A 24,515-nucleotide genomic window follows, 5' to 3' on the forward strand; every position below is an offset into this window, starting at 1 on the left:
CCAGCCGAAAATAAATTGAAGTAAAACCCCTGCGATCTAAAATATCCCTACCCCATCATCCGTCTACACCAATAGATGAGCGAATTGACGATCACCGAGCAGGACCAGCTCATCTTCGAAGCAATGGAGCGAGATGAGCCGCGACTGCGCAGCTTCATCCGCAAGCGAGTCGCAGACAGCGGAGAAGCAGAAGACATCCTGCAGGACGTCTTCTACGAGCTCATCGAGGCCTACCGCCTCATGAAGCCTATCGAGCAGGTCACGGCGTGGCTCTTCCGCGTAGCGCGAAACCGGATGATTGACCTCTTCCGCAAGAAAAAGCCTGGCTCGCTGAATGAGCCCATCTCAACCGAGGACGGCAGCGACACGCTCGAAGATCTTCTGCCATCGCCCGATAAAGGCCCCGAGGCCGCCTACGCCCGTAATCTCCTCCTCGACGCGCTCGACGAAGCGCTCGAAGAGTTGCCGCCCGAGCAACGCGAAGTCTTCATCGCCCACGAGCTCATGGGGCAGAGTTTCAAAGAAATTTCAGCTGACACCGGCGTCAGCGTCAACACGTTGCTCTCGCGCAAACGTTACGCCGTTCTGCATCTGCGCAGCACCTTGCAATCGATCTACGACACCATCGCAAAGCCATAAGGAGAACTCAATGCGCCACCACCCAATTATTAAAGGAATCAAAATCATCCTCTTCGTCCTCGTCGGCGGAACTGTACTCGGCTTCGCTACGATGGAGCTTTGGAACGCTCTTCTGCCGCAGATTTTAGGTCTGCACCGCATCACCTTCTGGCAGGGAGTCGGGCTCGTCGTTCTCAGCAGAATCCTCTTTGGTGGCTTCCATCGCCACTCCGGCCACCGCGACCAGTGGAACCATCGCATGAAGCACCGCATGAGAGAGCGCTGGGAACACCTGTCTCCCGAGGAACGTGAAAAATTCCGTAAGGGGATGCGCTGCGGCCGCAATCCTTTCACCCAGCCCGAAGAACACACCGCGGAGCCACGGATATGAAGGAAACAGGAAAGATCGACACCGTAGCGTCAGAGCGTCAGCTTCACCACGTCACGCATGTGCCTTCCCAAAGCCACGCTTCCCCGAACTCCGTTGACTTCCGTGTCATGGAGCTGGAGCTTGAGAACTTGCGCCTGCAAAGACTGGTCGCCGAGCTGCTTCTGAAAAATCAGCAACTAAGAAAGCATGAGGAGCAGGGAGAGTCGGAGTTGAACTCAGTTAATCGCGTGCGCGCTTCTTGATCTCAACGTTCAGGCGCTTGATCTTCTGGTTCAACGTCGAGAGCGGAATCTTGAAGTATTCCGCCGCTTCCGTCTGGTTCCAGTGGCAGCGCTCCAGCCGGTCCGAGATAATGCGGCGCTCAATCTCTTCCATCAGGTCGAAGAGCGACGCATCAGGCTTATGGTCGAGCAGACTGGCTGAGTAGGTACTGCCGGTCAACTGTGCTGGAAGCAGGTCGGGAGTGATCGCCTTGGACGTGGCCAGCACCACGCCGCGCTCCATCGCATTCTCCAGCTCGCGAACATTTCCCGGCCACTCATGGTCCATCAGGATGCGCAGGGTCTCAGGCGTGAGGGATGGAACCTCGGTCCCGTTCTCGTCCGCGTAGAACTTCAAAAAATGTCCGGCAAGCAGAAGAATGTCCTCGCGGCGCAGACGCAGCGGAGGCAGCTCCAGCGTGATGACGTTGAGCCTGTAGAAGAGGTCCTCGCGGAAGCGTCCTTCGCGGACGGCCTCCTGCAGGTTAACGTTGGTGGCTGCGATGATGCGGACATCGACCTGGATCTCCTGCACGCCGCCGAGGTGCATGAAGCGGCGGTCCTGCAGGACGCGCAGGATCTTGGCCTGCATGTCCATGTTCATCGTGCCGATCTCATCGAGAAAAAGGGTGCCGCCGTTCGCGATTTCGAAGAGGCCCTTCTTCGCGCTGATCGCAGAGGTAAACGCTCCTTTGACATGGCCGAACAGCGTCGATTCCAGAAGATCGGAGGGAACCGCCCCTGTGTTGACGGGAACAAAAGGATGGTCGCGTCGCGGGGAGTTCGCATGAAGCGCCTTGGCGATCAACTCTTTGCCGGTGCCGCTCTCGCCCTGCAGCAGAACGGTCGAGCGGCTTGGCGCAACCTGCGCGATCAGGTCGAAGAGCCGCAGCATGGGCTCACTCTTGCCGACGATGTTCTCGAAGTTGTACCGCTGCTTCAGCGTCCGCTTAAGCTGGATGACCTCTTCTTCGGCCCGGTGCTTGGCGATCGCGGTGCGGATGTCGGCCAACAGCTTCTCGTTGTCCCACGGTTTCTGGACAAAGTTCTCCGCGCCCGCGCGAATGGCGTCGACAACGTTGCCGACGGTTCCATAAGCCGTGATCATGATGACGGGAAGATTCGGTTGCATCTCGACGATGCGCGGCAGCAAGTCGATGCCGCTCTCGCCCGGCAACGCAAGGTCGAGCAGCAGAAGATCGTATTCATTGCGCGACAGCAGATCGAGCCCGGAGGGGCCATCGCTGGCAAGGGTCACGGTGAACCCTTCAAGCGTCAGCAGCGTTTCGAGCGACTCCCGAATGGCATTTTCGTCATCGATGATGAGGATGCGGGGTGTTCCAGCGATGCGGGCCGTGCGTTGCAGATGGAGAGATTCGGCTGCCATCTCGGTTGCCTCAGACATGGATCGTCTTCCTCTCGGTATTGTGACGGCCGTTCGTATAGGTCTCTGCAGGGGCCGAGGGGCGGTTGCCGGAAGCAGGGAACTCGAGCTGGAATGCAGTCCCGATGCCTCGTTCGCTCTCTACATGGATCTTGCCTGCGTGTTCCTGGATGATTCCGTAGCTGACGGCAAGCCCCAGGCCGGTGCCTTTGTGCTCGCCTTCCTGTGGCTTGGTCTTGGTCGTAAAGAACGGATCGTAGATACGGTGAAGATGCTCGCGCTCGATACCGCCGCCGGAGTCCTGAATGCGCACGAAGACGTGTCCTGAGCTATTGAAGGTAGCAACTTTCAGGGTTGCGTCCGACATACCGAACATTGCGTCTTTTGCGTTCAACATGAGATTAAGAATGACCTGTTGCAGCTTGCCCTGATTTCCGTGGATCCGTAAGAGTTGCGGGTCGAGATTGGTTTCAATGCGAATCTGTGCTGTCTTCAACTGGTGTTCCAGCAAAGTCAACGTGTCGCGAAGAAGGTCGTTGAGGTCGATGCTGGTGAACTCCGCTCCGCTGGTGCGCGAGAAGTTCAGCAAGCCATTGACGATCTCCGATGCGCGAAACGTCTGCTGCGTGATCTTTTCCAGCACCGGTGCAAGGCGTTCATCGTCGCGCATGTGCTTGGTCAGCATCTGCGTGTAGCTTGAGATCACTGCCAGCGGTGTATTGACCTCGTGCGCGACGCCGGCGGCCAGCAAGCCAATGGAGGACAGTTTTTCGGACTGGGTCAACTGGGCTTCGAGCTGGATGCGGTCGGTGATGTCGTCTACCAGGATGATGCGCCCGACTGCGATGAAGTCACGGGTCACCAGTGGCGCGATGGCGATATTGGCGGTGCGGATATTGCCGTCAGGCAGCGCAAGACGGAACTTGTAGAGCGTGTGTGTGCCCTGTTCCTCGCGGACGCTGTTGAACCGGGCGACAAAGTCTGCCGGGAAGACCTCAGACACAGGCTGACGCAGTACTTCAGTCCGCGACTTCGAGTACATGCTCTCCATCTGCGTGTTCCAACTCTCGATACGATCTTCGAGGTCGACGGCAAAGACGCCTACATTGATGGATTCGACGATGTTCTCGTGGAACTCCTTCAACCGCTCGAATTCTCCGATCTTCTGTTCGAGCCGCTGGTAGAGCTGCGCATTTTGAATAGCGATGCCGATGTAGCCGGCGAGTGACTCCAGCAGTTCCATGTCTTCGCTAGAGAGAAAATCACCGTCATCGGTGCGGCCCAGGCCGATAATGGCGACGGTGCGTGTCCCGGAACCCTCACGGTTGGCAACACGACAAGGGAGGTAGTAGTTCAAGTCCAGGTTGCGTGCGCTGCTCCGCTGCGCGTCGGGCAGCCGAAGCACCTGCTGCGGAGTTTCGAGAAAGATATGGCTGTTAGCGCCCGGACGGTCGAAGTCGAGAAAGCGGACGTCGAGGGTTTGCAGATCAGCCGACTGAAGATTGGTGAGGCCGTGCGAGGCCGCCAGCTCGAACTTCGGACCACCCAGAGAACGGTTCTCGGTTGCCAGAAAAACAGCGACGCGGGTTACAAGCAGAGTCTGTGGCAGACGTTCGACGATGGAATCCAACAGCGCGCGCAGGTCTGTCTGCGAGTTCAGCCCGCGTCCGAACTCAACCAGCGTCTCGCGATAGTCGAAACGCTTCTGGTCGAAGAGTCGGTCGACTCGTCCCTGAATCGCCTTCTTCAGCGGTTCGAAAAGAATGCCGGTAAAGACGATGGCAGCCAGCAGTCCCCACACATGCAGGCTCGGCAGACGCGCGCGCACCATCTCGGCAGTGACGGCGACGACGACAAAATAAAGGCCAACCAGCGAGGCGGTTGCAAGGGTGTAAGTCACGCCACGCTTGAAGATCAGGTCCACATCCATCAGCCGATAGCGCACAATGGCCCAACTGAAGGTGAGTGGCAAAAAGATCAGCGACAACCCTGCAATCTTCGTCAACAGGGAAGGAACGGAGGTTCCCGAGAAATAAAGGTAAGGGATGACGTAGAGAAGCGTGAACGGCGTGATCGTGAGCAGGGTGCCGCGGGTGAGCCACTTCAACTGCTGCCGCTCAAGGCCGGACTCGGCTCGTTGATAGCGGAAGCGGAAGACGATTGCAGCGATGACGTAGTAGATCGCCAGATAGCCTACCGCGATCTGATCGAGGCGATGCCGCAGAATCTCAGTGGCCGACCAGAACTGGAGGGCAGAGTATTGCAGCGCGATCAAAAAGACCGCTGGGGCGTAGATGGCAGCGGTCAGGAAACTGCGCTTCAGCTTGTTGGGGCGATTGGGCGCGAACACATCGGAGAAGCTGACCGCAAAATGGACAAAAAGCGCTGGTTGAAGCGCCTCCGCGATGATGTTGCCCCAGTAGATAATCTGGTCGAAGGTGTCGAATTGAGTGGTGTACTTGAACGAGTACAGAACGAAAGAGACAAGACAGAAGACGTAGAAATGCAGTGATTTCGGTGCTGTCCAGCGTCGAAATAAGACATAAATTCCAATCGCCAGGTAGACCAGCGCTATGAAGCGCAGCCACTGGTTGCTGGAACGGTCCTGGGGAACCAGAATGACCTGAATGTCGAGTTTGGCCGATCCCTGCAAGTCGATTGAATTGGGAACCGGGCGCTGGATGGAATAGGTCGCATGGGACCAGATCCCGCTGCGAAACCATTCACGTACAAGAGGAGCCAAACGGTTGGTTGGCTGATCGTTGATCGCTACAAGAATGTCTCCGGTCCGGATGCCGGCGCGATAGCCGGGGGAATCAACAGGAACTCGCTGAGCACGTAGCCCGCCAGCCGCCTCGATCCATGAAACTCCGTCCGTAGGGACATCAAAATGGCTCTCGCGCTGGAAATTGAGGCCAGCGAGCACGCACACAGCCAGCGTCGCTACTGCGAGCGCGATCGCCAGAATACGCGTTTGGAAGCCATTCTTCATAAGGCTACGGCAACTTCATTAAGTTCATTAAGCACATTGTGTACCAAATGAGTATATGACCATAAAGCTGGAATTATTGAATGTGTAGCTAGTACAACCTACGGAAAATCATAACTCATTCCGTAATGCTGTTAGTCCCCATACCTGTTGATTTGTACGGTCAAAATGCGTTTGGCGATCTGCCATTGCAATCAGCTCCGAATTCCTCACAAATCCAATTGTTAATTTCTTCAGGGTGTGGCTATGTTTAATTAATGTTCCTGTAACCTTTATTAAGGGAGCTGGAATGATGCGGCAGGATGAGGAGTCAGGGGAGGCATTTGTATCGGTAGCGGGCGTAAAGGTCCACTATCGGCGCGCTGGCTCTGGCCATCCGCTTTTATTGCTGCACGGCTTGGTGGGTTCTGCGAGGAATTGGGAGAGGAATATCCGCTTTCTGGCCCAGGATGCCAGCGTCTACGCTGTCGATCTCTTCAACATGGGGGAGTCGGAGCGTGTTCCCGGACTTGACGCCGGACTGGAAGCAACTGCCGACCGTATCGTCGCGTTGATGGACGAATTGGGACTGGAAGAGGCCGACATCGGGGCCCATTCTCATGGCGGAGCGGTTGCGATGATGTTGGCTGCGCGTCATCCCCGTCGCGTGCGCAGTCTGATTCTCTTTGCACCGGCAAACCCTTTTTGCGATCTGGGAAAGCAGTTGATCCACTTCTATCAAACAAGGTTCGGAATGTGGTTTGCGCGGCAGATTCCTCATCTGCCGCGAATGTTGAAGGCCACCGCGCTGAGCCGCATGTATGGCGATCCCGCACGGGTCGCCGATGGCGTGCTGGAGGGCTATATCGCAGGATTGCATGTTCCCGGCACGATCGACCATGTGCTGCAGATTGTTCAGAGATGGTCTGCGGATATGAGCCTTTTGCGTTCGATGCTCTCAAAGTTGAGCGGCAAGCCGACCCTGCTGATATGGGGTGATCGTGACCGCGCTGTGGGACTATCGTCAGGTCGTCAATTGGAACGAATGTTGCCGCAGTCGAGACTGGTTGTCATTCCTGGCGCTGGCCACATCGCGTTTGAAGAGATGCCGGAGATCTGCAATCAGACGATGCGAGACTGGCTGTTGAGGAAGTTGCCCGAAGCCAGGAGCGCGGCCTAGCCAAAGTAGTTTAGTGTTGAACTACTTTCAGCTCAAATTAGTTTAGTATTGAACTACTTTTCCTTTAGTCCGAGCTGTTCCCGCAGCCAGCGCGCGATCTCCTGCTGCATCTGTCCCAATTTGGGAACGGGCGACTCAGGCGTTCCCTGGAAAAAGTGTTCGGCCCCCTCTATCCAGACCAGACGTTTTGGTTCTGAAGCTGCGGCAAAGACCGCTTCCATATGGCGGCGTGGGCAGTATTGGTCATGGTCTCCGCTGATGAAAAGTTTGGGTTGGACGCAATGGGAGAGGAAGTCGTAGGTGTAGTCTCGTCCCTCCGCATGAGCGGGCAAACCTAATGCTATCAATCCTTTGACGCGAGAGTCGCCACAACTGGCACGGAGGGCCACGTAGGAGCCGAAGGAGAAGCCAGCGACCAGGATGGGCAGTTTGATGTGAGTGTCGAGCCAGTCGAGGGCGGCGTGAACGTCTTCCTGTTCGCCGCGGCCTTCGTCAAAGACGCCTTCGCTTAGGCCGACGCTACGGAAGTTGAAGCGCAGGATGGGTAAGCCAAATGAATTCAATGACTTCATGGCATGGTAGACGACCTTGTTGTGCATGGTGCCACCGCCTTTAGGGTGCGGGTGGCAGAGCAGCACGGCGTAAGGAGCGTCTTCGCGGCCGCTATTGAGCAGAGCTTCAAGGCGTCCGGCAGAGCTGTGGAGATCGTCGACGGAGATAATTTGCGACAGGGTCTTTTGAGTCATTCTTATTAATTTTATGCCTGTTGTATGGACAGCCTGCGATTGACCCCGCATGAAATACGGCATCTATATCGTATGCTGGAGCAATGGCGATTGACCCCATTCAGCTTACAAAACAGCTCGTCGATATTGATTCGACCACCTATCATGAAGGCGCTGCCGGGGCCTTTTTATATGATTTTCTGGCCTCCGAGGGCTATGCCGTCGAGAAGATGACGGTCGAGCAGCCGGAACTGAAGCTGACCCCGGGCGCGGGGAGCGGAGAGCGGTTCAACGTCTACGCTGCACTGCCGGGAGTTACGCCGGATGTCGTTCTCTCGACCCATATGGACACTGTTCCGCCGTTCTTCGGCTGCCGCGAGGACGATGACTTCCTCTATGGCCGGGGGACCTGCGATGCGAAGGGAATCATTGCCGCCCAGGTAGCAGCAGCGGACCGATTGCGGAATGCCGGGGTGAAGGTAGGGCTGCTGTTTGTGGTGGGTGAGGAGCGGGATTCGGCAGGGGCGAAGGTGGCCAACCAGTTTTCCAAGGGATCGAAGTTTCTGATCAATGGTGAGCCCACGGACAACCGTCTGGCGCTGGCGACCAAGGGCGCGCTGCGCGTCGAGCTTCGCAGCAACGGGCGTATGGCGCACTCGGCTTATCCCGAGTTGGGAGAGTCGGCCATCGACAAACTGGTGGATGCGCTGCACGATGTGAAGGCGTTGGCGTTGCCGGAGGAGCCGGAGATTGGATCTTCTACCTTGAATATCGGTTTGATCGAGGGGGGACGGGCTCCCAATGTCATTGCGGACAAGGCCGAGGCGCACATACTGATCCGCACCGTGGGACCTTCGCAGGAGGTAAAAGACCTCATCCTGAAGACGGTGGGAGACCGGGCCAAGGTGACGTTCTCGCTTGATCTGAGCTATGTAAGGATGCGCAAGGTAGGAAATCTGCCAACGATGGTGGCCAAGTTTGCGACCGATATTCCAACGCTGACCAACTGGGGCGAGCCGTTTCTGCTGGGGCCCGGAAGCATCCACGTGGCACATACGCCGGATGAGAAGATCTCAAAAAAAGAACTGTTGGAGTGTGTAGAACTCTATGTGGAGCTGGCGACGAGCCTTGTAGAGTAGGACAAAGCTTACAACGAAATTGAAAGGGTACCCATCATGCTGGAACGCGAGATGGAAGACTTGATCGCAAATCATCCAGATCACTTCTTCCCGCGCCACGGTTTTATTCTCAAGGGCCGGCAACAGTCCTTTCGTGGCGTTGGCCGATTCGACCTTCTCTTTACGGATCGATATGGCATGGATGTACTGATGGAGCTAAAGGCAGTTCCTGCAAAGTACGACGTGATTGATCAAGTTGCCCGCTATCGTGACGCGCTAGTGGATATGGGTTCAACTCGGATCATTATGTGGCTGGTTGCTCCGACTATACCGAAATCGATGTGCGAATTCTTATCCCATCTGGGAATTGAATATACCGAGATACATCCTTCTGAATTTTCTCGAATAGCAAAAATTACCGGATACACCTTGAGGGGATCAGAATCATTGGCGGAGGTCTCGCCCAAGGACTCAACTTCAGTCACAGGCTAAAAGTCCTCAAATCCGTACCACCCGGCCTCAAGATGAAGAAGGAACTGATAGGTGGGGGTACGGAATTGGCACACAACCTTCCTTCTTGCTTGCCACTCTCGAAGTAGGCAACAAGACGAAAGAGCAAATCAGGGCTGAATTTATTGCGCACTTCTATCCGCATCTTTCCTACTCTGATGCAAAGTCTAAAAGCGGCTTTAATGTATTTTTCTCTGACTCAAAGAGACCAATCGGAACATACCACGCCTCACGATCGTTATTGATTTGCAAGGATGAGCAAAGTCGCCTCTCTCTGAATCCAGAAAGATCGGAGCTTGTGAAAGCGGCCATTTCAGGCGGCATTTTGGACAAAATTCGAGGTCTGCACTTTCCGCAAGATAAAGCCAAGATGGACGTTATTTTGGCCGGGTTCGACTTACCTACGGAAGCTAACCGGCCGGGCAGACTCAACGAATCGACCGGAATTCAGGGACCATCCTTGGCGGATTGAACCCGAGTCCACCTGAATAACTGGAAACTGATTAGCTGGAGAGAACCTGAAAGGGCAGGTTTTCTCTATTATCTTCGGCCAGAACCGCGACGGTGTCCGGATTAGAGGGGTTGTAGCGAACGTTGACCTTAGGTGTGCCCTTCGCTAACCGCTCGGCTTCGCCACCGGCGAGTGCCACGCTACGGAAGTAGCCGCCGTAGTATTCGCCGTTGAGCATGAAGTGAAAGCCTGCCTCGATCTGGAAGGGAACTCCGAAGGCGTTCGCCTCTTCGTCGGCTTGGACGACTGCCCAGTGATTCACCTCTGCGGCGATCGTGGGCCAGCCCTGCGCCAGTTGCAGCTTCTTCTGGCGGCTTCGGCGGTGCAGCCATAGGCGAATTGAATCGACGAGGAAGATTCCGGCCATTTGCCCACGATTCTAATACGAAAGCTGCTAATTAAGTCTCGTTTTCCTCTGCACGCGACGGTTCTAAACTAGGGGTATGGCCGCAGAGTTTACCCACCTCCATCTCCACTCCGATTATTCGCTCCTCGATGGGGCCTGCGACGTCGATAAGCTGGCCGCGCATGTCAGCAAGATCGGGCAGACGGCTGCCGCGATTACTGATCACGGCAATATCTACGGGGCCGTCCACTTCTTCGATGCGATGCAGAAGAAGGGGGTCAAGCCGATCCTTGGGTGCGAGCTTTATCTCTCGAAGACTGCCGACCATCGTGAGATGGCGGATGGCTATAACCACTTTCTGGTGCTGGCGGAAAATGAAGCCGGTTATCGCAATCTTGTTCGATTGACGAGCGAGGCAGCGCTGCATGGGTTCTATCGCAAGCCCCGCGTCTCGAAGGAATTTTTATCGAGGCATACCGAAGGTCTGATCGGGTTTTCGGGCTGCCTGGCTGGGGAGATCAATCAGCACCTGATGGCAGGGAAGCACGAAGAGGCAAAGCAGAGCGCAGGCTACTTTCAGGACATCTTCGGAAAAAATAACTTCTTTCTTGAGATTCAAGACCACGGACTGGAGCCGGACAAAGGCGTCTGCGATGCACTCTTCAAGATGGAGCGGGAACTGGGGATTCCGCTGATCGCTACCAACGACAGCCATTATGTCGCGAGCGATGACAGCCGGGCGCACGAGATTCTGCTGTGCGTGCAGACGGCGGGCAGCATGAATGATCCGAACCGCTTCAAGTTCGACACGCAGGAGTTCTACATCAAGACTGCGGAGGAGATGCATCGCACCTTCGCGCAGAACCCTGAGGTCTGCAATCGGACGATGCAGTTTGTGGACCGCTGCAATCTGAAGATGTCGAAGGTGAAAGATCCGTTTCCGAAGTTCGATGTTCCTGAAGGCCACACTCTGGACAGCTACTTTGAGAGCGTGTGCCGCGAAGGCTTGAAGAAACGCCTCGATACAGCAGTAGCGCATCTGCGTGAGCGGGGGATACTGCGCAAGTCGATTGCGGACTATGAAGCTCGGTTGAACCGCGAGCTCGATTGCATCAAGCAGATGCAGTTTCCCGGCTACTTCATGATCGTGTGGGACTTCATCCGCTACGCGCGAGAGCAGGGAATTCCTGTTGGCCCTGGCCGTGGCTCGGCTGCCGGATCGCTCGTCGCTTATGTGATGGAGATCACCGATATCGATCCGCTGCAGAACGAGTTGCTGTTCGAGCGGTTTCTGAATCCTGAGCGTATTTCGATGCCCGATATCGACATCGACTTCTGCATGAACCGGCGCGGCGAGGTGATCGAGTACGTCAAGCGCAAGTATGGCAACGATCAGGTCGCGCAGATCATCACGTTCAACACCATGGCTGCAAAGGCGGCGATCAAGGACGTCGGACGCGCGCTCGACATGCCTTATGGTGAAGTGGACCGGATCGCCAAGATGATTCCGCCGACCATCGGGATCACCATCGAACAGGCGCTGAAGGACTCGCCCGGACTCGCGACTGCCTACGAGGGCGACGCGCGGATCAAGGAGGTCATCGACACGGCGATGCGTCTCGAAGGCCTGATACGCGGGGCTGGAGTTCATGCCGCTGGAGTCGTCATTGCGCCGCAACCGCTGACTGAACTTGTGCCGGTCACTCGGACAAAAGATGAATCCATCGTCACCTCGTACGACATGAAGGCAGTCGAAAAGATGGGCCTTCTGAAGATGGACTTTCTGGGGCTTACGACGCTTACGGTCATCGACGACTGCCTGAAGCTCATCAAGTCGACCACGGGCGTCGAAGTCGACATGGCGATGATTCCGCTGGACGACACGGTTACTTATGAGCAGGTCTTTCATCGCGCGCTCACCTCGGGCGTCTTTCAGTTCGAGTCGGGCGGGATGCGCGACGTATTGCGCCGGTACAAGCCCAATGTGGTCGAAGACCTGACTGCTCTGAACGCGCTTTATCGTCCGGGGCCGATTCAGGGCGGCATGATCGATGACTTCATCGAGCGCAAGTGGGGACGGCGCCCGGTTGAGTATCTGCTGCCCGATCTTGAACCGCTGCTGCGGGAGACGCTGGGCGTCATCGTGTATCAGGAACAGGTCATGCAGATCTCGAACGTAGTGGCAGGCTACTCGCTGGGCGATGCCGACCTGCTGCGCCGCGCGATGGGCAAGAAAGATGCCGCGGAGATGGACAAGCAGCGAGAGCGGTTTATGGCTGGAGCGGCTGCTAATAAGCATCCCAAAGATACTGCCGGGAAGCTGTTCGACCTGATGGCGCAGTTTGCCGGGTATGGATTTAATAAGTCGCACTCGGCTGCGTATGCGCTGCTTGCGTACCACACGGCTTGGCTCAAGACGCACTATCCAGTGGAGTTCATGGCCGCGTTGCTGACGAGTGAAACTTCAAAGCCGGAAAATGTTGTGAAGTACATCGGAGAGTGCCGGGAGATCAATATCTCGGTTGTTCCGCCGAATGTACAGAGTGCCTATGCGAACTTCACTCCAGTAGGAGCTGCAATCGGCTTTGGCCTGGCCGCGATTAAGAATGTCGGGCACAATGCGATCGAGTCCATCATCAAGGCTCGCGAGGAGTTGAAGGCAGCAGGGAAGCCGGGCTTCAGTAGTCTTTGGGAGTTTTGCGAGAAAGTTGATCTTCGGCTGCTCAATAAGCGGGTGCTGGAGTCGTTGATCAAGGCTGGCGCGATGGATGCCTTTGGCGGCCGCGCCCAGGTGATGGCTGCGTTGGACAAGGCGATGGAGCAGGCGCAGAAGGCGCAGCGCGATGAGGCTGCGGGGCAGCATGGACTGTTTGGGATATTTGATTCGGACGTCCCAGCAAGTGGCGGGCATGAAGAAGCGCTGCCCAATGTTCCAGAGTGGGACGAGCATACGCGGTTGCAGTACGAGAAAGAGGTGCTCGGTTTCTTTGTCTCGGGGCACCCGATGGATAAGTACCGCGAGAAGCTGCGCAACATGAAGGTGGTGGATACGGCAACAGCGCTCGAGATGAAGCCGGAGCCACAGACCTTCCGTCGCGGGCGCAGCGAAGAACCACAGAATGAGATTGCGATTGCCGGAGTCATTACCGGGCTGAAGGTGGCGAAGTCGAAACGGTCTGGAGAGATGTATGCGCAGGCAGCGCTCGAAGATACGGTGGGCAAGATCGAACTGATCGCGTTTCCGCAGTCGTACGAGAAGCTGGCGGAGAAGCTGAAGATCGATGTCCCGGTGCTCGTCCGCGGAGTGCTGCGAGGGGAAGAAGACTCTGCTCCGAAGCTTGCGATCTCGAGCATTCAGGCTTTGGAAGACGTGAAGCTGAAACTGCCGGAGTCGCTGCGAATCAGGGTCCCCCTGCACAACCCCGATACTGCGCTGCTCGAAAAACTTCATGCTCTGTTTCTTGGCGCGCCGGGGAAAGGCAAGCTGTTGCTGGACCTTGAAGAGCCGGGGGAGTTCTGCGCCGTGCTGGAACCGCATAACGTGATGGTGGCGGCGGACCGCCTGTTTATCGATCAGGTGGAGGAGTTGGTGGGACGGGGCGCGGTCCGAGTTATTGATTAAGCGGGAGATGCCATACAATCAAAGGGCAGCACCGAAGCATCAAGATACCTATGGCTGAACACGAAGCAAGCAGAGCAACGCACGCTCATCCTGTAGCCGCACCGGTTCCGGAAGCGTGGATTAAGACGGAGCTGGCCCGGCACGCCCAGCGTCCCTATCCGATGGACTTCATCGAAGCACTTTTTACCGACTTCAGCGAGATCCACGGCGACCGCGCCTTCGGCGATGATGCGGCGATGAGCTGCGGCATGGCGTACTTTCATGGCGAGCCGGTTTTGGTGGTCGGCAACCTCAAGGGGCGAACGCTGAAAGAGCGCGTCGCGCGGAAGTTCGGCAGTCCCGATCCAGAGGGCTATCGCAAGGCATTGCGGGCGATGAAGATCGCCGAGAAGTTCGGCCGCCCCATCTTCACTTTTATTGACCTTGCCGGGGCGAATCCCGGTATCGGCGCCGAAGAGCGTGGCCAGGGCGAGGCGATTGCGCGCAACCTGCTGGAGATGTCGCGGTTGCAGGTGCCGACGATTGCCACCATCACAGGCGAGGGCGGATCGGGCGGCGCGTTGGCGCTGGCTGTGGCTGACCGTGTGCTGATGCTTGAGAATGCGATCTATTCGGTGATATCGCCCGAGGGCTGCGCGTCGATCATGTGGAAGGACGCCAGCAAGAAACAGCAGGCTGCCGCTGCTCTCAAATACACGGCGACCGACGTCCAACGGTTAGGCTGTGTCGATGATGTGCTGCCGGAGCCTGAAGGCGGCACGCAGAACGATCCAGCCGCTGCGATGGCTCTAGTTGACGAAAGGCTTCAATACCATCTCGCGAACCTTCGCAGCTTGCCGATTGAGGAACTGCTCGAGCAGCGCTACCAGAAGTTTCGTAACATCGCGCAGTTTTACACCACCGCTTAGCAGTCGATGCAGTACATGGAGTAGCTACCGTTGAAGGCGTTTGATTCGACACCATCAACCCGCTCGGACCGCCCGCTGCAAATTGCGCTCTTTATTACCTCTGCCGCGTGGTTTTTTGCTTCGCAGACGCTGGCGGGTCGTGCGGCAATGGGGCTGTCTGTCCGCTTCAACCTCAGCGATGAACGTCCGCTGCTTGGCGTTCTGTTCCTGCTCTTCCTGTTGTCCATCGGCTTCATCTTTTTGCAGATGATCGCTCATCAGAGCTCCTCGCTGCGAGAGGCACTCGGTCTGCCCCAGCGAGCTACCGCTGTACAGGAGTGGAGCTTGGGCGCGGCGATTGGCTGGGGACTGGTGGTGCTTGCCGTACTGCCGATGGCGCTGGGCGGTACGCTGCACCCCATCTTCTGGGCAGCGCCACGGGCCTTCTGGCTGGTGGTGCTCAATCTGGCCATGCTGGCCGTGAGCGCACTGGTTGAGGAAGTTGCCTTTCGCGGCTATCCGTTTCGACGCCTTATCGAAGTCATTGGTCCGACGTGGGCCACCATTCTGATGTCGACGTTTTTCGGCGTGCTCCACGCCTTCAATCCCGATGCTACGTGGATCAGCGTTCTCATCACTATATTTGCCGGGGTACTGCTATCGATAGCGTGGCTGCGCACCCACGGCCTGTGGCTGGGGTGGGGACTGCATTTTGCATGGAACGCAAGCATGGGAGTGCTGTTCGGCCTGCCGGTGAGCGGGATCGTGGATTTTTCGAGCATTGTGCAGACCCGTGCCATTGGCCGCATCTGGCTTACAGGTGGAGACTATGGGCCGGAGGCCGCCTTTTTTACACTGCTGGTTCTTGCGATTGGTGTCGTGGTGGTGGTCTTCGCCACCCGCGACTACTCGTGGAACTACACGCGCAAGCCCATTATCGCGGCGGGCTATCCGATGGATGTTCCACCGCCGGAAGCGCACACTGCCATGGAGCAGCAAGCGAAGCCGCCATCATTGGTGCAGATTCTGCCCACCACGCCCCAGGAACGTTCAGTGAGCGATCCTCCCGATAGGGTTGGTTCATAAGAAGAGGGTAATGGTTCGTTAAGAGCCTGTTTCGCAAACCTTTTCATTTCCATCCTGATCGGCAGTCTCCTGCCAGCGCAGGCTATTCTCCAGACATGGCATCGTGGGTGCCTGCAATCCCGTACTGAAAAGCAAGTTCCTCCGCTTCCGTCGGAAGGACAACGATAGGCAAAGAAATGCGCTTCTCTTTGGAGCTTAGTTGGGGGTAGGTCGCTCCACATGGTCGATGACAAGGGTCGTGACAGGGCCTTTGCTAGGGACGAGTTTGAGGCCAAGCTGGTCTTGAAGGGCGGAGAAGAGGGACGGTCCGGCGTCTTCGACTCTGCCGTTATCCTGGCCGACCGTGGCGAGGCGATCGGATGCCCAGGTGAGGTGCATATCGTAGAGGGCGGAAAGGTTGGTCTGGTTGATGACGGTGCGATGGAGTTCGTTGGCGAGCATGTCAGTAACTGGGGTGATGGAGATGGTGGTTCCAGTGAAGTCGCCTGTGTTGCTGGTCCAGGTGCCTTTGGAGTTGTCCTGAATAGCGCTGGTTTTCAGCTTCGAACCATGGCGTGCGAGGACGAGGTTGTAGACGGGGAGTTCTTTGGTTTCCGTGTGAGACTTGAGGTTGAAGCGGTCAGTGACGATCTTCACCAGCATCTCGTTGTGCTGCTTATCGGTGAGTTTTCTTAAGGTTGATAGATCGGCGTCGACGATCTTGGCTTTGATGTCGTAGCGATTGGAGTCTGCCCAGGCAGGGAGGCCGGAGATGAGGTCCTGACGGAGGCCGAATGCGAGGCTAACAATCATCTTTACGGTGACGTTGGTGGCGGTGAAAGTGGAACCCTGAGAGCCCCAAGAGGTGCTGTCGGCGTCGAATTTGTGGGGAACGATCGAAACGACGTCGTAGGCTGGCGTGGAGATGGTGGGCGTCTTGGCTGAATCTTGGGCGGGATCGAAGCGGGTGAGAAGGAAGATAGCGAGGAATAAAACAAGATGTTTGCGGCGTGGCATACAGAGTACGAAACAAGTCTCATGCACGGTGACTCCTCGTGTGGCACTTGTGATGCTAAATCAACGGCACGTCTCGGAACAAAGCTACAGGCTGACGGCATCGTATAATTCGGCGCATATCTATATAGAAGCTTCAAGGGGAGAACGTAGTGACGAGAGACGAGGCCTGGAGTCTGGCGAATCATTGGATTGCCGCTTGGAACGATCATGATCTGGATCTGATCCTGTCCCACTATGAGGATGCAATTGAGTTGACCTCACCGTCTGTTGCCCAGCTATTAGGTGCGCCCGATGGCAAGGTGGTGGGAAAGGCAAATCTGAGAGCGTACTTTCAGCGAGGGCTTGAAGCTTACCCAGAACTCCACTTTGACCTTAAGGATGTCCTCGGTGGAGTCAACAGCGTGGTGCTCTACTACACCAACCAAAAGGGAACACATACGGGCGAGTTCATGGAGCTGTCAGCGGTTGGTAAAGTGACACGCGTCATAGCCCATTACAGCGCCTGACAAGAAGACGGCACACGCGTACCGGATAGTCTGTCGAAGTTTTTTCGATGGGACGCAAAAATGTGCCCTAGCCCCTTGCAAATAGTGAATAGAAGGCGCAAACTGCTAGGCATCTGAGGTGCTGCCATGGCACTGCGCAAGCACAGATGGGCTCTCCTTATAGGCTGCCTTCTCCTGTTGGCCGCAACGGTGCGAAGCCAGGTCTTCGTGGTTGGCGAGAAGACTGCCACAGATGGAATCTCCGCTCACTACACGCCTACGCATCTTCCTCTTCCCGATGAACCCATGAAAGAGCGCGGCCGCCGCGAACTGGTGCGAATGCTGGTCGCTGAGCAAGGCTTTGCGCACTGTGCCCTGCCGATGGGAGCCGGTCTTACCCTTCGTGCCAATGGGCCAATCGAAACCAACGACGCTGCGTATAAGGAGATGATCTACAAGAAGGGAGAGTCTGCTGCTCCCGGTGACCGTGTTGTGGTGACTGCGCTGACCGTCAAGGGCGACCGCATTATTCTGGACTTCAATGGAGGGCCGTATGAGAAGCATCGCTTCCTGCGGCATATTCAGTTCAATGACAATCCTGTCGTTGCCGATACCGGTCAAGAGGCGACAGGTTCTCGCGTGAGCCTGGTCTTTGAGGGCTTCGTGCCTGACGTATCGGCCCCCGAGGTGAAATCACTGCTGGCGCCGGTCATTGATTTCGGCGTCAAGACTACGGAGCAGGCCTACGCGAATACGCTTCCTCCGCTGGTGAAGCAGGCGGTCGATGTGCACGAGGTTCTGGTGGGGATGAACCATCGCATGGTGCTTGCCGCCCTGGGCGAGCCGGAGAGCAAGATCCGAGAGAAGCAGAGTGGCGACGGGAGCGGCGCAATATACGAAGAGTGGATCTATGGCCACGAGCCTCAGACGATCCATTTCGTGAAGTTTGTCGGCGACCGGGTTACCGTCGTCGAGATCGCCGAACTTGGCAAGCCTCTTGATATTCATGACAAGGATGAGATGGGTGGCTATAACCCGCCACCGCCCACACGCGAGGTAGCTATGGGCGACCAGGAGCCCGGTAACTCCGCCAATGGGCAAGCTCCGCCACCGACGTTGCGCAAACCCGGAGAATCGGTGCCGTCCGGAGGCTCCGGTAAAGTGCAGTTTCCGACTGCCAGCCAGCCGACCGTTCCCGGTGTGGGGGTTCCCGCGACTGGTTCCCCCTCGGACCCGCATCTCCTTTAATGCTTCAGTCGTGTAAACTCTTTGAAGAGCCTCAATCGCAGTTCTTCTCCTCCGATTCCCGCCGCGGCCTGTCCCGGATAATCTTTACGAGAAGTTCCGGATGGTTTCGATGCAGCCTGCCACCAGAATGGCGGAACATCGGTCCTCCAGCGCGCGAGCCGAAACATTCGCACCAGGGAGAGCAGAATTATGGCGAAGATTGCCAAGACCGGCGACCGTAAAAAGGTCATGGATACGAACAAGAGCACGGATTGCCCGAAGTGCTCCAAACCGACCCGCATCGTCAAGCGCGTGAAAGACCGTGAGCGCGGAACGCCGGGTGGAGTCTATATCTCCTGCTCGGCGTGCGACTTCTTCGAAAAGCTGTAAAACAAACGAGACAAATTTGAATCTGACTGTAAACAAAGGGCCCGATTCGGGCTCTTTGTCGTGTGGTATACGCAACTTTTTTGTAGCGGATTATTAATCGTTTTTGAACCATGAAACATACCTCCTTTCCATGTTGGGCTGCGTCGAACCAAAGTCGTACAACAATTTATCGTTGCAGCTCTTGACGACCGTCTGTTCCGAAGGGCAGACTCTACAACTGGAAAGCAGGAAACCAGCGTTATGACGACCTCATCTGTAGTATCTTCACCGGGTTCAAGTTTTGCTTCTTTACCGCATTTTGACCGTCCTACCTTTCTGATGTGTGCCCCGGAATGGTATGACGTGAACTACGTCATCAATCCCTGGATGGCAGGCAATCTTCATCAATCCTCACGAGATACGGCATTTGCTCAATGGAAGACGCTGCATCAGCATCTTCAGCAGATTGCCGATGTGCGCCTGCTCCATCCACGGCAAGGATCGCCGGACATGGTCTTTGTCGGCCACACCGCCCTGGTGCAGCACGGTGTTGCAGCCGTCTCCAGCTTCGCCCATCCACAGCGCCAGACGGAAGAGGCCCATCTGCGCCGGTGGTTTCAGGATGCAGGATTCTTAGTATGGGAGACACCTCGCGAGACTGCTTTTGAAGGCGAAGGGGATGTTGTGTTCGACGCGGCTGGTGGGCGGCTGTGGGCGGCTCATGGATCGCGGACCTGCAAGCAGAGCCACAAGCATGTTGCCGATGCGTGGCATACCCCGGTGACCTCGCTGCATCTGGTCGATCCACGTTTCTATCATCTGGATCTTTGCTTTGCGCCGCTCAGCGGCGGAGAGCTGCTCTATTTCCCCGAAGCGTTCGATGCCTCATCGCTGGCCAAGATCGAAGCAGCTTTCAGCGCGGACAAACGCATTGCGGTCAGCGAGAGTGAAGCCACCCAGTTTGCGTGCAACGTCATCAACGTGGGTAAGCATATCCTGATGGGTAAGGTCGAAACTGATTTGGCGCAACGCCTTCGCAATCAAGGATATGAGGTGGCAGAGTTAAACCTCAGCGAGTTCATTCGCGGCGGAGGTTCTGCAAAATCAGTGGTTTTGCGTTTAAGCGATATGAATGTCACTCATGGTTCTGCTGTAAAAGCATAATTCGAAAGGATTAAAGCGCAGGGCTGTCGCGAATCAGCGACAGCCCTGTGCTTTTTCCGTTTATGAAGAAATGTGCGTAGCTGGAGCGATGGCTAGCAGGCAGCTTCTATCTCTTTGAGGATCGCTTCGGCGGCTTCAGCGGGATGAGCGGCCTGAGTAATGGGGCGGCCAACGACCAGCATGGACGCTCCGCGCTCAATCGCGGTACGAGGAGTGGCAATACGCTTCTGGTCGCCGATGTCGCTGCCGGTGGGACGAATTCCGGGAATGACTAGAAGGGCATCCTTGCCTAACTCGGCTCGCAGTGTGCCCACCTCTTCGGCGGAGGATACAAGCCCATTGATGCCGGAACTCTGCGCCAGCTTTGCCAGACGCAGGACCTGTTCGGCAGGGGTGGAGTTGACGCCCGTAGCGGTGAGTTGTGCCGCGTCCATGCTGGTGAGGACGGTGACGGCGAGCAGGCGGGGAGAACCGTAGGCGGTTGCAGCTTCTGCTGCGGCGGCCATCATGGCTGGGCCACCGGAGGCGTGAAGTGTGAGTAAGGAGGCTCCAGCCTGGGTGGCGGAGCGGACAGCTCCGGCTACTGTATTGGGAATGTCGTGGAGCTTGAGGTCGAGGAAGACATTGAAACCGCGATTGCGGAGGGTCTCGACGAGGGAGTTGCCGGTGGCGTAGTAAAGCTCCATGCCAACTTTGAACCATTGGCAGGTGCCGGAGAGCTGGTCTACCAGGTCGAAGGCGGCTTTGGCTGTGGGGAAGTCGAGGGCGACGGCGAGGCGGTCTTTTGTCGAGGGGCTCACGTTAATAAGTCTAACTGGGTTTGTTGTTCGGGATAAACGGTGGTGATATGCACCGTTTATCCCATTCCTAATAGGGCTCTTTATTTGATAGGGTCCATGACGACTGCGACGTCCAGGCGCCTTGTACTGCCGGGGATATCGAGCGAGCCCAGCACCAGCGGTTTGCCTGCGGTCAGGAACGATGTCCCTTCCAGGATGGTCTGCCGGATGATCGGGTCCTGCGGTCCCACTCCTGAGGGCTGGTCCGCTACGCTCGATTGCTCCACCTTGGAACGCAGCCTTATGGCATCGGCGGACTCATCCAGCAACACATCGAAGTTAAGGCCTGTGTCAATATAGGTTACCTGTGTCGATGTACCCGACTTTGCGTTATCGTAAGACCCAGTCACGATGGGTGTTCTGCTGCCTTGCTTGAGTTGGGTCCTCTCCCCCGAAATCACAACCATCGATAAATGTTGCGTCCCAATGCTCTTGGCTCCATCCAGCTCGGTAATGGTATAGGTCAGGCGATAGGCCTTCTTTGGCCGGTCAAGGTCTTTGATGATCTTTTCGGCGATTGCCATGTCATCAGCGGTGCATCGGACGACAATAGCATTTTGTCCGGGAACCAGCAGGATTTTATCTGAGGAAGTAAGAATATTGCGAAGGGTGGTTGCTATTTCATTGGCATCATTCGCCATGCCGCCGAAGTTGTTATCGGATCGGTTGAAGGTGTTGAGGTAGAAGGTTCGGACCGACTCATCCCCTGGCTTCGCGGCAGCAGGCGCAGATTGCGCCAATGCGCCAAGCGTACCGAGTGTTAAGGCCAAGGCCATCCCCAGAATTCCGTTTGCAAGTTTCATTGTCCATCTCCCTCTTCCGTGGCAGTTCGATTCCATTCCTTCTCCTTTTTGAAACTTCGATTTTATGGTCAAGATTTGTTCATCGCTTCTTGCGCCAATTTCTTCTTGTCCGCTTGCTCTTTGGTGAATCGCTTAAAGAACCTGTCGAACTCTGCTCTTTTCTGCTCGTCTTGCGCAGCCCACTTCGCGGGATCGATCGCAGCCAGCTCTTCGGGGGTGCGCGTGCGGACGAAACGCACCAACAGCTTCTCCTGCTCGGTCAGTGGCAGGGGAGGAGCAGGGCGACTGGGGGCGTTCATCTCCCGCACGGCCAGCGCCTCCTCGGGATCGATGACCTCCAGCCTTCTCGGCTTTGGCGTGCGTGGCGACCGGGTAACGATTGCAGGCCTCTGCGTCTCTACGCTTTCGGCCACTGTCGCTGAAGGCGAGGGAGGCAGCGGTGTCGAGGGAATTGCCTTCGCGGATTGCATGGGAGCGTATCGCCGCTGATGGATAGCCGGAACCGCCAGAACGAGCGCGACGACGCCTGCCAGCACAGCCGCATAAGCCATTGGCTTGGCGGTAATCCCGTGCCGGATTGCCGCTAGCCAGTCCCGTCGAGAACGAGCCGCCCCCTGGTTCTGGACCGCATCAAGGATGCGGCGCTCCATTCCTGCTGAAGCTTCGGCATCTCTTAGACCTGCCAGCACCTTTTCAATTGCCTGATCGGAATCCTTCATCGCCTGGTTTCTCCTTTCCCTAGCCGTTCGCGCAGTCGTGTCCGTGCCCGGAAGAGCAGTGCGCGAACCGCCGACTCGCTTCGCCCCAATACCTCTGCCATCTCTGCCGTTTCCAACTCTTCGATTGCCGAGAGCAGAAGGGCATGGCGCTCTCCCCTTGGCAGCCTCTCCATCTCGCGCAGGACGGAGCCGATACGCTGCGCTTCGTCGAGCGCCCTGTCGGCGGGTACGCTGCTTGCGGCCAGCGTCCCGGCAAAGACCTCGTCAAGTTGATCCGGCCGAATGCGGCGACGGCGGTCGAGGGCGAGGTTCCACGCGATGCGGACCAGCCATACCCGCATGTCGCGCACCTCGGGCAGGGAGTTGCGGTGCTCCAGAACGCGGACGAAAGCATCCTGCACCACGTCCTCGGCTTCCGTCCGACTGCGCAGGACGGAGTGGGCCACGCGGAAGAGCAGCGAGGAGTATGTCTCCACGAGAGCCGCGAGATCGACCTCCGACCGCGCACTCTCCATGGACCCCAAAGCCAAACTGTATCCCTCGAACGACGCCATAAGTCTCTTCTATGCTGACAGACGCAAGGGAACTGTTTGCGCTCGAAAATATTTGGCGCAGTTGTGCCAGGGAATCAAGGGCGATCTATATAGATAATGGAAAAGGGCACGACGGAAGCCGTGCCCTTCAGGGTGTGATCGAAAGAGAGTTTTAGAGGCTATTCGCCATAGTGACCGTTAGGCATGACCGGAATCTGGAGTTGGGCCAGAAGCTCCTGGGCGAGCTTGGGGTCGCCTCCACGTACCGGCTCCAGCTTGACCTTGCCTAGCCCGTGGATGCCTACGGCTTTGGCGGCAGCGTAGGAGAGGTCGATGACGCGGTCTTCAGGAACCGGACCGCGATCGTTCACGCGGACAAAGATGGACTTGTGATTTCTGAGGTTGGTGACCCTGATCCAACTGCCGAGGGGCAGGCTGCGGTGGGCGCAGGTGAGGGCGTACATATTGAAGGGTTCGCCGTTGGCGGTGGTGTGGCCCTGGAAACGGGTGCCGTACCAGGAGGCTTCGCCGATCTGGTACCAGTGATGCGCCTTTGCCTTGTGCCCGGACTGGGTTGCAGATTCTTTTGCGGCCGGAGCAGGATCGCTGGCTGCGGATGCCGCGACACCGAAGGCCATCATCAGAGTGACGACGACAACTCCGCCTTTCATCAAAGTGACCTTGCGGTCGCGTATTGTGGAAGGAATCAGTTTCATGCAATCTCCACTCCTTATTGTCTTGAGTTGAACCAGCTAAGTCAAACCCCAGGAGCAGTTTAAGTGGCAAAGTCGCTTGCCGGATCCAAATGTTTGTGCTAAAGGAATATGAGATGCGGCAGGCCGCTAATCGCCCGGATTAGGGGCTTTTAATGCTCGATTTATCCTCTTTGGGACGTTTTGACCGTATGCTGTAATTTTTTGAGAAAGTTACTGAAAAAGGCTCTTTTTTGGCTTTTCCCTCCAAAATGCGGACCGTGCTGACGATTGCCGGGTTCGATCCTTCCTCGGGCGCCGGGGTGACGGCGGACCTGATGGTGTTTGCGGCGCATGGCCTTTTTGGTACTTCGTGCATTACCAGCTTGACGGTGCAGTCGACGGTTGGGGTGCTGACAGCGCATCCGATACGTCCGGAGACAGTAAAAGAGACGCTCGATTGCCTGCACGGCGACCTGCCTGCTGCAGGTATCAAAATTGGGATGCTCGCGACGGAGGAGACCGTTGCCGTGGTGGCCGACTTTTTGGGAGAGCTAAAAGACAGAGGGCAGCGGGTACCGGTGGTGCTTGATCCCGTGCTGCGGTCGAGCTCGGGCAGGGAACTGCTGGATGAGGCTGGAGTTACGATGTTGCGGGAGAGATTGCTGCCGCTGGTGGACTGGGTGACTCCTAATATAGATGAGCTGGGGATTTTGACGGGGAGCCGAGTCGTGGAACGGGGTGATCTGCCGGGAGCGACTCGAGTGCTTCAGGGGGAGTATGGCGGATTGAATGTTCTGGCTACGGGAGGGCACTTGGAGCCTCCGGATGATTTTCTGCTCACTACGGCTGGCGGGACGTGGTGGCTGCCGGGAGCGCGGGTCGATTCGACCTCGACGCATGGGACGGGGTGTGCGCTTTCGAGCGCTCTGCTAAGCGGTCTGGTGCAGGGCAAGAGTGCTTATGAGGCCGCGGTGAGCGCGAAGATCTATGTCGCCGAGGCGATTCGGACGGCTGCCGGGCTGGGACATGGGCGAGGACCGCTGAATCATCTTTGGCCGCTGGAGTAATTTCAGGGATGA

General features: G+C 56.8%; 25 protein-coding genes. 15 read left to right on the plus strand and 10 right to left on the minus strand.

Translation table 11 applies throughout. From position 1 onward, the window contains the following. Nucleotides 1-75 precede the first annotated feature (75 nt). The 3 genes from GSQ81_RS19180 to GSQ81_RS19190 are packed head-to-tail and all read left to right on the plus strand — an operon-like array spanning nucleotide 76 to nucleotide 1,251. Nucleotides 76-639 (plus strand): RNA polymerase sigma factor, encoded by a 564-nt coding sequence (locus GSQ81_RS19180; RefSeq protein ID WP_158912408.1) that lies wholly within the window; start codon nucleotides 76-78, stop codon nucleotides 637-639. 10 nt (nucleotides 640-649) lie between these two features. Next, nucleotides 650-1,009 carry a hypothetical protein gene (locus tag GSQ81_RS19185; RefSeq protein WP_158912409.1) on the plus strand — a complete coding sequence of 120 codons (360 nt, stop codon included), beginning with the start codon at nucleotides 650-652 and terminating at the stop codon, nucleotides 1,007-1,009. Beyond that, a complete protein-coding gene (locus GSQ81_RS19190) occupies nucleotides 1,006-1,251 on the plus strand; it encodes a hypothetical protein (protein WP_158912410.1) in 246 nt (81 codons plus the stop codon). Before GSQ81_RS19185 ends, GSQ81_RS19190 begins: the two co-directional genes overlap by 4 nt. On the opposite strand, the gene GSQ81_RS19195 is transcribed toward GSQ81_RS19190, so the two are convergent. After that, nucleotides 1,229-2,656, minus strand: coding sequence for a sigma-54-dependent transcriptional regulator (locus GSQ81_RS19195; protein WP_371715355.1), 1,428 nt, complete (start codon nucleotides 2,654-2,656; stop codon nucleotides 1,229-1,231). The genes GSQ81_RS19190 and GSQ81_RS19195 overlap by 23 nt on opposite strands. Before the next feature lie 10 nt (nucleotides 2,657-2,666). Further along, a complete protein-coding gene (locus tag GSQ81_RS19200) occupies nucleotides 2,667-5,645 on the minus strand; it encodes an ATP-binding protein (RefSeq protein ID WP_158912412.1) in 2,979 nt (992 codons plus the stop codon). 286 nt (nucleotides 5,646-5,931) lie between these two features. Here GSQ81_RS19200 and GSQ81_RS19205 point away from each other — a divergent pair, with 286 nt between their 5' ends. After that, complete coding sequence (locus GSQ81_RS19205) at nucleotides 5,932-6,801, plus strand: alpha/beta fold hydrolase (RefSeq protein WP_158912413.1); 870 nt, start codon at nucleotides 5,932-5,934, stop codon at nucleotides 6,799-6,801. Nucleotides 6,802-6,854: 53 nt separating this feature from the next. Here the strand turns inward: GSQ81_RS19205 and GSQ81_RS19210 are convergent, their stop codons facing one another. Continuing rightward, nucleotides 6,855-7,547, minus strand: a complete 693-nt coding sequence (locus tag GSQ81_RS19210; RefSeq protein ID WP_158912414.1) for an alpha/beta hydrolase — start codon at nucleotides 7,545-7,547, stop codon at nucleotides 6,855-6,857. An 83-nt stretch (nucleotides 7,548-7,630) separates the two neighbouring features. Here GSQ81_RS19210 and GSQ81_RS19215 point away from each other — a divergent pair, with 83 nt between their 5' ends. The 3 genes from GSQ81_RS19215 to GSQ81_RS19225 all read left to right on the plus strand — a co-directional run bounded on the left by GSQ81_RS19215 (nucleotide 7,631) and on the right by GSQ81_RS19225 (nucleotide 9,626). Continuing rightward, complete coding sequence (locus tag GSQ81_RS19215) at nucleotides 7,631-8,665, plus strand: M20/M25/M40 family metallo-hydrolase (protein ID WP_158912415.1); 1,035 nt, start codon at nucleotides 7,631-7,633, stop codon at nucleotides 8,663-8,665. Between the two features lie 51 nt (nucleotides 8,666-8,716). Continuing rightward, the gene (locus tag GSQ81_RS19220; protein ID WP_158912416.1) at nucleotides 8,717-9,136 is read left to right on the plus strand and encodes an endonuclease NucS domain-containing protein; all 420 of its coding nucleotides are present in this window, start codon (nucleotides 8,717-8,719) and stop codon (nucleotides 9,134-9,136) included. Between the two features lie 85 nt (nucleotides 9,137-9,221). Continuing rightward, complete coding sequence (locus GSQ81_RS19225) at nucleotides 9,222-9,626, plus strand: hypothetical protein (RefSeq protein WP_158912417.1); 405 nt, start codon at nucleotides 9,222-9,224, stop codon at nucleotides 9,624-9,626. Nucleotides 9,627-9,657: 31 nt separating this feature from the next. On the opposite strand, the gene GSQ81_RS19230 is transcribed toward GSQ81_RS19225, so the two are convergent. Next, nucleotides 9,658-10,032, minus strand: a complete 375-nt coding sequence (locus GSQ81_RS19230) for a DUF3592 domain-containing protein (RefSeq protein ID WP_158912418.1) — start codon at nucleotides 10,030-10,032, stop codon at nucleotides 9,658-9,660. 76 nt (nucleotides 10,033-10,108) lie between these two features. Here GSQ81_RS19230 and dnaE point away from each other — a divergent pair, with 76 nt between their 5' ends. Genes dnaE through GSQ81_RS19245 form a run of 3 tightly spaced genes read left to right on the plus strand, consistent with a single transcriptional unit; the run spans nucleotide 10,109 to nucleotide 15,606 of the window. After that, nucleotides 10,109-13,633 carry a DNA polymerase III subunit alpha gene (dnaE, locus tag GSQ81_RS19235; RefSeq protein WP_158912419.1) on the plus strand — a complete coding sequence of 1,175 codons (3,525 nt, stop codon included), beginning with the start codon at nucleotides 10,109-10,111 and terminating at the stop codon, nucleotides 13,631-13,633. Between the two features lie 50 nt (nucleotides 13,634-13,683). Further along, entirely contained in the window at nucleotides 13,684-14,541 is an 858-nt protein-coding gene (locus GSQ81_RS19240; RefSeq protein ID WP_158912420.1) for an acetyl-CoA carboxylase carboxyltransferase subunit alpha, read from the plus strand. 30 nt (nucleotides 14,542-14,571) lie between these two features. Further along, nucleotides 14,572-15,606, plus strand: coding sequence for a CPBP family intramembrane glutamic endopeptidase (locus tag GSQ81_RS19245; protein ID WP_158912421.1), 1,035 nt, complete (start codon nucleotides 14,572-14,574; stop codon nucleotides 15,604-15,606). Nucleotides 15,607-15,801: 195 nt separating this feature from the next. Here GSQ81_RS19245 and GSQ81_RS19250 read toward each other — a convergent pair whose 3' ends face one another. Continuing rightward, nucleotides 15,802-16,629 (minus strand): TIGR03435 family protein, encoded by an 828-nt coding sequence (locus GSQ81_RS19250; RefSeq protein ID WP_158912422.1) that lies wholly within the window; start codon nucleotides 16,627-16,629, stop codon nucleotides 15,802-15,804. Nucleotides 16,630-16,751: 122 nt separating this feature from the next. Between GSQ81_RS19250 and GSQ81_RS19255 the strand changes: the two genes are divergently transcribed. The 4 genes from GSQ81_RS19255 to GSQ81_RS19270 all read left to right on the plus strand — a co-directional run bounded on the left by GSQ81_RS19255 (nucleotide 16,752) and on the right by GSQ81_RS19270 (nucleotide 19,847). Further along, entirely contained in the window at nucleotides 16,752-17,108 is a 357-nt protein-coding gene (locus GSQ81_RS19255) for a nuclear transport factor 2 family protein (RefSeq protein ID WP_158912423.1), read from the plus strand. A 126-nt stretch (nucleotides 17,109-17,234) separates the two neighbouring features. Further along, nucleotides 17,235-18,335, plus strand: a complete 1,101-nt coding sequence (locus tag GSQ81_RS19260; RefSeq protein WP_158912424.1) for a hypothetical protein — start codon at nucleotides 17,235-17,237, stop codon at nucleotides 18,333-18,335. Between the two features lie 189 nt (nucleotides 18,336-18,524). Next, the gene (locus GSQ81_RS19265) at nucleotides 18,525-18,704 is read left to right on the plus strand and encodes a hypothetical protein (RefSeq protein ID WP_020713649.1); all 180 of its coding nucleotides are present in this window, start codon (nucleotides 18,525-18,527) and stop codon (nucleotides 18,702-18,704) included. A 240-nt stretch (nucleotides 18,705-18,944) separates the two neighbouring features. Beyond that, complete coding sequence (locus GSQ81_RS19270; protein ID WP_158912425.1) at nucleotides 18,945-19,847, plus strand: dimethylarginine dimethylaminohydrolase family protein; 903 nt, start codon at nucleotides 18,945-18,947, stop codon at nucleotides 19,845-19,847. Nucleotides 19,848-19,939: 92 nt separating this feature from the next. Here GSQ81_RS19270 and pyrF read toward each other — a convergent pair whose 3' ends face one another. The 5 genes from pyrF to GSQ81_RS20185 form a co-directional block, all read right to left on the minus strand. After that, nucleotides 19,940-20,647 carry an orotidine-5'-phosphate decarboxylase gene (gene pyrF, locus GSQ81_RS19275; RefSeq protein ID WP_318523754.1) on the minus strand — a complete coding sequence of 236 codons (708 nt, stop codon included), beginning with the start codon at nucleotides 20,645-20,647 and terminating at the stop codon, nucleotides 19,940-19,942. 80 nt (nucleotides 20,648-20,727) lie between these two features. Beyond that, nucleotides 20,728-21,489: a secretin N-terminal domain-containing protein gene (locus tag GSQ81_RS19280; RefSeq protein ID WP_158912426.1), complete on the minus strand. Its 762-nt coding sequence runs from the start codon at nucleotides 21,487-21,489 to the stop codon at nucleotides 20,728-20,730. A 68-nt stretch (nucleotides 21,490-21,557) separates the two neighbouring features. After that, nucleotides 21,558-22,208: a hypothetical protein gene (locus tag GSQ81_RS19285; RefSeq protein ID WP_158912427.1), complete on the minus strand. Its 651-nt coding sequence runs from the start codon at nucleotides 22,206-22,208 to the stop codon at nucleotides 21,558-21,560. Beyond that, entirely contained in the window at nucleotides 22,205-22,762 is a 558-nt protein-coding gene (locus GSQ81_RS19290; RefSeq protein WP_158912428.1) for an RNA polymerase sigma factor, read from the minus strand. Before GSQ81_RS19290 ends, GSQ81_RS19285 begins: the two co-directional genes overlap by 4 nt. Nucleotides 22,763-22,920: 158 nt before the next feature. Beyond that, nucleotides 22,921-23,457 carry a septal ring lytic transglycosylase RlpA family protein gene (locus tag GSQ81_RS20185; protein ID WP_216846508.1) on the minus strand — a complete coding sequence of 179 codons (537 nt, stop codon included), beginning with the start codon at nucleotides 23,455-23,457 and terminating at the stop codon, nucleotides 22,921-22,923. A gap of 230 nt (nucleotides 23,458-23,687) precedes the next feature. Between GSQ81_RS20185 and thiD the strand changes: the two genes are divergently transcribed. Then, nucleotides 23,688-24,503 (plus strand): bifunctional hydroxymethylpyrimidine kinase/phosphomethylpyrimidine kinase, encoded by an 816-nt coding sequence (gene thiD / locus GSQ81_RS19300; protein ID WP_254060346.1) that lies wholly within the window; start codon nucleotides 23,688-23,690, stop codon nucleotides 24,501-24,503. Nucleotides 24,504-24,515: the final 12 nt, after the last annotated feature.

It is taken from the genome of Granulicella sp. L56 (assembly GCF_009765835.1).
Lineage (GTDB): Bacteria > Acidobacteriota > Terriglobia > Terriglobales > Acidobacteriaceae > Edaphobacter.

What these genes read in the sequence shown, in the direction of transcription:
- GSQ81_RS19180 (WP_158912408.1), top strand. Translation starts at nt 76, where the DNA reads ATGAGCGAATTGACGATCACCGAGCAGGACCAGCTCATCTTCGAAGCA.
- GSQ81_RS19185 (WP_158912409.1), top strand. Translation starts at nt 650, where the DNA reads ATGCGCCACCACCCAATTATTAAAGGAATCAAAATCATCCTCTTCGTC.
- GSQ81_RS19190 (WP_158912410.1), top strand. Translation starts at nt 1,006, where the DNA reads ATGAAGGAAACAGGAAAGATCGACACCGTAGCGTCAGAGCGTCAGCTT.
- GSQ81_RS19195 (WP_371715355.1), bottom strand. Translation starts at nt 2,656, where the DNA reads ATGGCAGCCGAATCTCTCCATCTGCAACGCACGGCCCGCATCGCTGGA.
- GSQ81_RS19200 (WP_158912412.1), bottom strand. Translation starts at nt 5,645, where the DNA reads ATGAAGAATGGCTTCCAAACGCGTATTCTGGCGATCGCGCTCGCAGTA.
- GSQ81_RS19205 (WP_158912413.1), top strand. Translation starts at nt 5,932, where the DNA reads ATGATGCGGCAGGATGAGGAGTCAGGGGAGGCATTTGTATCGGTAGCG.
- GSQ81_RS19210 (WP_158912414.1), bottom strand. Translation starts at nt 7,547, where the DNA reads ATGACTCAAAAGACCCTGTCGCAAATTATCTCCGTCGACGATCTCCAC.
- GSQ81_RS19215 (WP_158912415.1), top strand. Translation starts at nt 7,631, where the DNA reads ATGGCGATTGACCCCATTCAGCTTACAAAACAGCTCGTCGATATTGAT.
- GSQ81_RS19220 (WP_158912416.1), top strand. Translation starts at nt 8,717, where the DNA reads ATGGAAGACTTGATCGCAAATCATCCAGATCACTTCTTCCCGCGCCAC.
- GSQ81_RS19230 (WP_158912418.1), bottom strand. Translation starts at nt 10,032, where the DNA reads ATGGCCGGAATCTTCCTCGTCGATTCAATTCGCCTATGGCTGCACCGC.
- dnaE (WP_158912419.1), top strand. Translation starts at nt 10,109, where the DNA reads ATGGCCGCAGAGTTTACCCACCTCCATCTCCACTCCGATTATTCGCTC.
- GSQ81_RS19240 (WP_158912420.1), top strand. Translation starts at nt 13,684, where the DNA reads ATGGCTGAACACGAAGCAAGCAGAGCAACGCACGCTCATCCTGTAGCC.
- GSQ81_RS19260 (WP_158912424.1), top strand. Translation starts at nt 17,235, where the DNA reads ATGGCACTGCGCAAGCACAGATGGGCTCTCCTTATAGGCTGCCTTCTC.
- GSQ81_RS19265 (WP_020713649.1), top strand. Translation starts at nt 18,525, where the DNA reads ATGGCGAAGATTGCCAAGACCGGCGACCGTAAAAAGGTCATGGATACG.
- GSQ81_RS19270 (WP_158912425.1), top strand. Translation starts at nt 18,945, where the DNA reads ATGACGACCTCATCTGTAGTATCTTCACCGGGTTCAAGTTTTGCTTCT.
- GSQ81_RS19280 (WP_158912426.1), bottom strand. Translation starts at nt 21,489, where the DNA reads ATGAAACTTGCAAACGGAATTCTGGGGATGGCCTTGGCCTTAACACTC.
- GSQ81_RS19285 (WP_158912427.1), bottom strand. Translation starts at nt 22,208, where the DNA reads ATGAAGGATTCCGATCAGGCAATTGAAAAGGTGCTGGCAGGTCTAAGA.
- GSQ81_RS19290 (WP_158912428.1), bottom strand. Translation starts at nt 22,762, where the DNA reads ATGGCGTCGTTCGAGGGATACAGTTTGGCTTTGGGGTCCATGGAGAGT.
- GSQ81_RS20185 (WP_216846508.1), bottom strand. Translation starts at nt 23,457, where the DNA reads ATGAAACTGATTCCTTCCACAATACGCGACCGCAAGGTCACTTTGATG.